This window comes from Enterobacter quasihormaechei (assembly GCF_004331385.1).
In the GTDB taxonomy this organism is placed as follows: Bacteria; Pseudomonadota; Gammaproteobacteria; order Enterobacterales; family Enterobacteriaceae; genus Enterobacter; species Enterobacter quasihormaechei.
Genome location: NZ_SJON01000019.1, coordinates 86,751 through 93,362, shown reverse-complemented (window position 1 = coordinate 93,362; position 6,612 = coordinate 86,751). Strand labels below are relative to the sequence as shown.

Annotated in this window: 5 protein-coding genes; all 5 read right to left on the bottom strand. The window is 56.0% G+C overall.

Translation table 11 applies throughout. The features are described 5' to 3' along the window. Positions 1-477: DMSO/selenate family reductase complex B subunit (locus E0L16_RS19330; RefSeq protein WP_063843861.1), on the bottom strand; the 477-nt coding region annotated here is incomplete at its 3' end. A 10-nt stretch (positions 478-487) separates the two neighbouring features. Beyond that, positions 488-2,932, bottom strand: a complete 2,445-nt coding sequence (gene dmsA, locus E0L16_RS19325) for a dimethylsulfoxide reductase subunit A (RefSeq protein WP_131637903.1) — start codon at positions 2,930-2,932, stop codon at positions 488-490. A 211-nt stretch (positions 2,933-3,143) separates the two neighbouring features. Beyond that, on the bottom strand, positions 3,144-4,436 hold the full coding sequence (gene serS, locus E0L16_RS19320) for a serine--tRNA ligase (RefSeq protein WP_063449174.1): 1,293 nt from the start codon (positions 4,434-4,436) through the stop codon (positions 3,144-3,146). A gap of 92 nt (positions 4,437-4,528) precedes the next feature. After that, positions 4,529-5,872 (bottom strand): replication-associated recombination protein RarA, encoded by a 1,344-nt coding sequence (gene rarA / locus E0L16_RS19315; protein ID WP_112793205.1) that lies wholly within the window; start codon positions 5,870-5,872, stop codon positions 4,529-4,531. Positions 5,873-5,881: 9 nt separating this feature from the next. Then, positions 5,882-6,496: an outer membrane lipoprotein periplasmic chaperone LolA gene (gene lolA, locus E0L16_RS19310; RefSeq protein ID WP_003858270.1), complete on the bottom strand. Its 615-nt coding sequence runs from the start codon at positions 6,494-6,496 to the stop codon at positions 5,882-5,884. Positions 6,497-6,612 lie beyond the last annotated feature (116 nt).

The following is a 6,612-nucleotide window of genomic DNA, read 5'->3' as shown; positions in this document are numbered from 1 at the left end:
GCGCAGCTCCTCAATCGGGCCAAAATCCAGCGCGCGCAGCGGGCAGGACTCGACGCAGATGGGCTTTTTGCCGTCCGCGACGCGGCTGTGGCAGCCGTCGCACTTGGTCATGTGGCCTTTAGCGGCGTTGTACTGCGGTGCGCCGTACGGGCAGGCCATGTGGCAGTAGCGACAGCCGATGCAGACGTCCTCGTCCACCACCACAAAGCCGTCGTCGCGCTTGTGCATTGCCCCGCTCGGACAGACCTTGGTACAGGCCGGATCTTCGCAGTGGTTGCAGGCAATCGACAGGTAATAGGCGAAGACATTCTGATGCCAGACGCCGTTGTCCTCCTGCCAGTCGCCGCCCGCGTATTCATAAATACGACGGAAGCTGACATCCGGGGTCAGGTCTTTGTAATCCTTGCAGGCCAGCTCGCAGGTTTTGCACCCGGTGCAACGGCTGGAATCAATAAAAAATCCATACTGGGTTGTCATCGGTTACTCCTTACGCCTTTTCAACCTGAACAAGGTTCGTGTGGGATGGGTTGCCCTTCGCCAGCGGCGACGGACGCTGCGTAGTGAGAACGTTGATGCAGCCCGCCTGATCGATGCGATTCGCATCCGGGTTATACCAGGCCCCTTCCCCCAGCGCGACAACGCCCGGCATCATGCGCGGCGTCACTTTGGCTTCGATATGCACCTCGCCACGCCCGTTGAAGATACGTACGCGATCGCCATTACTGATGCCGCGCGCTTTCGCATCCATCGGGTTGATCCACATCTCCTGTCGGCAGGCCGCTTTCAGTACGTCAACGTTGCCATAGGTGGAGTGAACACGCGCTTTATAGTGGAAACCGGTCAACTGAAGCGGGAATTTCTCCGTCAGCGGATCGTTGTAGTTTTCGAAACCAGGCGTATAGATCGGCAGTGGATCGATAACGTCCCCTTCCGGCAATTCCCAGGTCGCGGCAATTTTTGCCAGCTCTTCCGAATAGATCTCGATTTTGCCCGACGGCGTGGTCAGCGGATTGGCCACCGGATCCTCGCGGAAGGCTTTGTACGCCACGTGATGCCCGTCCGGATCGCGCTGTTTGTACATCCCCTGCTTGCGGAAGGTATCGAAGTCAGGCAGGTCTGGAATGGCTTTGCGGGAGAGCTCATGCAGATGGCGCATCCACCCTTCCTGAGTGCGTCCCTCGGTGAACTGCTGCTCAACGCCAAGACGTTTCGCCAGCTCGGACGTCATCTCATAGATGGTTTTGCACTCGAAGCGCGGTTTGATGGCCTGGTCAGTGAAGATCACATAGGACATGTTGCCGCAGGAGGCGTCCAGCGCGAAATCCATCTGCTCGGAGGCGGTGCAGTCTGGTAGCAGGATATCGGCATACTTCGCCGACGAGGTCATATGGCAGTCGATCACCACAATCATTTCGCACTTCTTATCGTCCTGCAAGATTTCGTGGGTGCGGTTGATTTCGGAGTGCTGGTTGATCAGGCAGTTACCGGCATAGTTCCAGATCATTTTGATCGGCACATCCAGCTTATCTTTGCCCCGAACGCCGTCGCGCAGCGCGGTCATTTCCGGGCCGCGCTCGATCGCGTCAGTCCACATAAACATGGAGATGCTGGTCTGAACCGGATTATCCAGTGTTGGCATACGTTCAAACGGTACTTCATACGAGCCTTCACGCGCGCCGCTATTACCGCCGTGAATGCCGACGTTGCCGGTCAGAATTGAGAGCATAGAAATGGCGCGGGTGGCAATCTCACCATTCGCGTGACGCTGTGGTCCCCAGCCCTGGCTGATATAAGCTGGTTTGGCTGAACCGATTTCACGTGCCAGCTGAACAATACGTTCGACAGGAATGCCGGTGATAGTGGATGCCCACTCCGGAGTTTTCGCCACGCCGTCGCTGCCCTGGCCAAGAATATAGGCTTTATAGTGCCCGTTAGCCGGTGCGCTGGCTGGCAGCGTCTTCTCATCATAACCAACGCAGTATTTATCCAGGAACGGCTGGTCGACGAGATTTTCAGTAATCATCACATACGCCAGCGCATTGACCAGCGCCGCGTCGGTACCAGGGCGAATGGGGATCCACTCGTCTTCACGCCCGGCGCCGGTATCGGTGTAGCGCGGATCGACGATGATCATTCGTGCGTTGGATTTGGCGCGCGCCTGCTCAAGGTAATAGGTTACCCCGCCGCCGCTCATGCGCGTTTCGCCCGGGTTATTGCCGAACAACACCACCAGTTTACTGTTTTCAATATCCGACGGACTATTGCCGTCTGCCCAGCCGCCGTAGGTGTAGTTCAGGCCCGCGGCAATCTGTGCGGAAGAGTAGTCGCCGTAATGGTTGAGATAGCCGCCGCAGCAGTTCATCAGGCGCGCTACCAGAGTTTTACCCGGCGGCCAGGAGCGGGTCATGGTGCCGCCAAGCGTCCCGGTGCCGTAGTTCAGGTAGATGGATTCATTGCCGTACTCTTTGATCAGGCGCTGCATGTTGGTCGCGATAATATCGTAGGCTTCGTCCCAGCTAATGCGCTCAAACTTCCCTTCCCCACGCTTACCGACACGCTTCATGGGATATTTCAGACGATCCGGGTTATAAACGCGACGGCGCATTGAGCGGCCACGCAGACAGGCACGAACCTGATGTAACTCTTCGTAGTTATCATCGCCGGTATTGTCGGTTTCTACGTATTTGATTTCACCGTCCACGACGTGCATACGCAGTGGGCAGCGGCTACCACAGTTAACGGTACAGGCACTCCACACCACTTTTTCCGGGGCTGAAGCGGGAGACAGAGCCTCCGCCGCCGACGCCAGTCGGGTAAAGGGGAGCGTAAAGGCGCTGCTGGCAACAGCCAGGCCGCCTATTGCCGTGGTTTTCATCAACCCACGGCGAGTGACCTCGGCAGCCATTAACGCTTCAGGCGCTTTGATTTTCATAAAGACTCACTTTGGTTGCTCACAAAGAAAAGAGAGGCGGTGCAAACCGCTATGTAGTTTTATATATAACGAAAAGCTACGTTATCGGTGTTTTATGCTAACTTTCGTTCGGAGGAGTATTACTACTTTAGAGGGAGGAGGTATTGCGTCGTATCAAATCAGGGATATAAAAAAAGCGCCCTGAGGCGCTTTTTTGTTTTGAAGCAAAATATTAACCGATGAACTGCTGGCCTTTCATGTAAGGACGCAGCACCTCAGGGATCTCAATGCGACCGTCTGCCTGCTGGTAGTTCTCCAGCACGGCCACCAGCGTACGACCAACCGCCAGACCAGAACCGTTCAGGGTATGAACCAGACGGGTCTTCTTGTCGGACTTGCTGCGGCAACGCGCCTGCATACGACGCGCCTGGAAATCCCAGACGTTAGAGCAGGAGGAGATTTCACGGTAGGTGTTCTGCGCAGGCACCCACACTTCGAGGTCGAAGGTTTTGCAGGCGCCGAAGCCCATATCCCCGGTGCACAGCGCCATACGGCGGTAAGGCAGCCCCAGCAGCTCCAGCACTTTTTCCGCGTGGCCGGTCATCTCTTCCAGCGCATCCATCGATTCTTCCGGACGAACGATCTGCACCATCTCAACTTTATCGAACTGGTGCATACGGATCAGGCCGCGAGTATCACGACCGTAAGAACCCGCTTCAGAACGGAAGCACGGAGAGTGCGCGGTCAGTTTGATTGGCAGATCGTCTTCGTCGATGATCTCGTCACGCACCAGGTTGGTCAGCGGCACTTCCGCGGTTGGGATCAGCGCGTAATTGCTGCTGTCTGCTTCCTCGTCCAGCGGACGGGTGTGGAACAGATCGCCGGCAAATTTCGGCAGCTGGCCTGTACCGTACAGCGTATCGTGGTTAACCAGATACGGTACGTAGGTTTCGCTGTAGCCGTGCTGCTCGGTGTGCAGATCCAGCATGAACTGAGCCAATGCGCGGTGCAGGTGAGCAATTTGCCCTTTCATCACCACGAAGCGAGAACCGGTCAGCTTAACCGCTGCCGCAAAGTCCAGGCCCGCGTGCATTTCGCCCAGCGTCACGTGGTCGCGCACTTCGAAGTCAAATTCGCGAGGCGTACCCCAGCGTTTCACTTCAACGTTGTCGTTTTCGTCTTTGCCGACAGGCACGCTGTCGTCAGGAATGTTCGGGATCGCCAGAGCAATATCGCGAATTTCAGCCTGAAGAACGTCCAGTTCAGCTTTCGCCTTATCCAGCTCTTCACCCAGTTTGTTCACTTCCAGGCGTAATGGCTCAATGTCTTCCCCGCGCGCTTTCGCCTGGCCAATGGATTTCGATCGAGAATTACGCTCTGCTTGCAGATTTTCAGTTTGTACCTGCAAAACTTTACGACGCTCTTCGAGAGCGCGCAGCTTATCTACATCCAGCTTAAAGCCCCGGCGTGCCAGTTTTTCAGCGACTGCGTCTGGCTCATTACGCAGCAGATTGGGATCGAGCATGCTTATCCTGTGCTTATCGAATTAAAAAAGGAAAAAGTGACCACAGCCTGCGGCCACAGAGATATATTGCCAACATTACCGCAACGATTGAACTAACGGTAGCGTTTTATAGGGCTATTTTGATCCTGTCCGGCAAGCCAGGCGAGCTTTTCGCCAATCTTACCCTCAAGACCTCTGTTTGTAGGGTGATAATAGCGGGTTTGTGCCATCTCCTGCGGGAAATACTCCTCCCCGGCGGCGTAGGCATTGGGTTCATCATGGGCGTAGCGATACTCCTGCCCGTAACCCATCTCTTTCATCAGCTTAGTCGGGGCATTGCGAAGGTGTACCGGAACGTCGTAATCCGGACGTTCACGTGCATCCGACATCGCCGCTTTGAAGGCGGTATACACCGCATTGCTTTTCGGTGCGCAGGCCAGATAGACAATCGCCTGAGCAATGGCGCGCTCACCCTCCGCAGGCCCGACGCGGGTAAAGCAATCCCAGGCAGAAAGCGCGACCTGCATGGCGCGCGGATCGGCATTGCCGACGTCTTCCGACGCAATCGCCAGGCAGCGACGCGCGACATATAACGGATCGCCACCGGCGGTGATGATACGCGCATACCAGTAGAGCGCCGCATCCGGCGCGCTGCCGCGCACGGATTTATGTAACGCCGAGATCAGGTCGTAGAAACGGTCGCCTTTATTATCGAAGCGCGCGCTGCGTTCACCGGCAATTTCGGTGAGCAGTTCAGGCTTCAATACGCGCTTGCCCGCATCGTCCACTTCGGCCATATCGGCCATCATTTCGAGCGTGTTCAGCGCCCGACGGGCATCACCGTTCACCAGTTCGGCGATCGCACGACGCGTCTCGTCCGGCAGAACGATATCCTGTCCGCCATAACCCCGCGCTTTGTCGTCCATCGCTTGCGTCAGAACCTTTTCGATATCTTCCGTGGTCAGCGATTTAAGCAGATACACGCGCGCACGGGACAGCAGCGCAGAATTCAGTTCAAACGACGGGTTTTCCGTGGTGGCGCCGATGAAGAAAATCGTACCGTCTTCAATGTGCGGCAGGAAGGCATCCTGCTGGCTCTTGTTGAAGCGGTGTACTTCGTCGACAAACAGAATGGTGCGACGTCCGGCATTGCGGTTTTGTCGCGCCCGCTCGATCGCCTCGCGGATCTCTTTCACCCCCGACGTGACCGCCGAGATGCGCTCAACGTCCGCGTTGGCATAGCGGGCAATCACTTCAGCGAGCGTGGTTTTTCCGGTGCCGGGTGGCCCCCAGAGGATCATGGAGTGCAGATGCCCGGCCTCGATGGCGCGCGGCAAGGGTTTCCCCGCAGCCAGCAGATGTTGCTGACCGATGTACTGCGCTAAATTTTCTGGCCGCATACGGGCGGCCAGAGGTTGAAACGCATTATCTGAAAAATCGAGCGACAAATTGCTCACTCATGCCTCTTACTTATTGCGTTGGTCGTCCACCGTTACGCCCTGCGGCGGGGTAAAGGTAAATTTCGATGCATCAACAGCGCCGTTTTGCTGAGACTTCAACTGATAGCTGCTGCGCTGATCGTCCTGCTCAACCGCGCCAAACTGATTGATGGTGCCGTTGCTGCTCACGTTAATGGTGAACTGCTTCAGATTACCGTTGCTGCCTTTTGGCGTCAGGACAAATTCGTCGCCGTTTTGTTTAATGTTGTACTGCTGCCAGTCGCTGGACTGGTTACGGGCAATGAGCATAAACGGCGTATTGCTGGTCGCGTCTTTCAGCCAGGTGGCGGTCGCCTGCTCAACAAACGGGTTGTAGAACCACAGGGTTTTACCGTCAGACACCAGAACGCTTTCATCCGGCTGGGTCATGTGCCAGTTAAACAGATTTGGGCGCTTCACCCACAAATCTCCCTGCCCTTCCTGCACCGCGTTGCCGCTGCCGTCAGTCACTTTTTGCGTGAAGCTGGCGTGGAAGCTGCTCACTTTATCCAGTCGGCTTTTAAGGTCGCTGGCTGCATCAGCCCAGACGCTGCTGGCAACAAAACTGGAGAGTAATGCACAGGCGATGGCGATTTTTTTCATTGTTATTCCTTAAAATACGTCTTCCCGATATGGGGGTTCCGTTTCTATTCTGTACCTGCCCGAAGGCAGGCGACAGAAGAATATGCTTAATTTTTGCTGATTTACCCTTCTTTGCA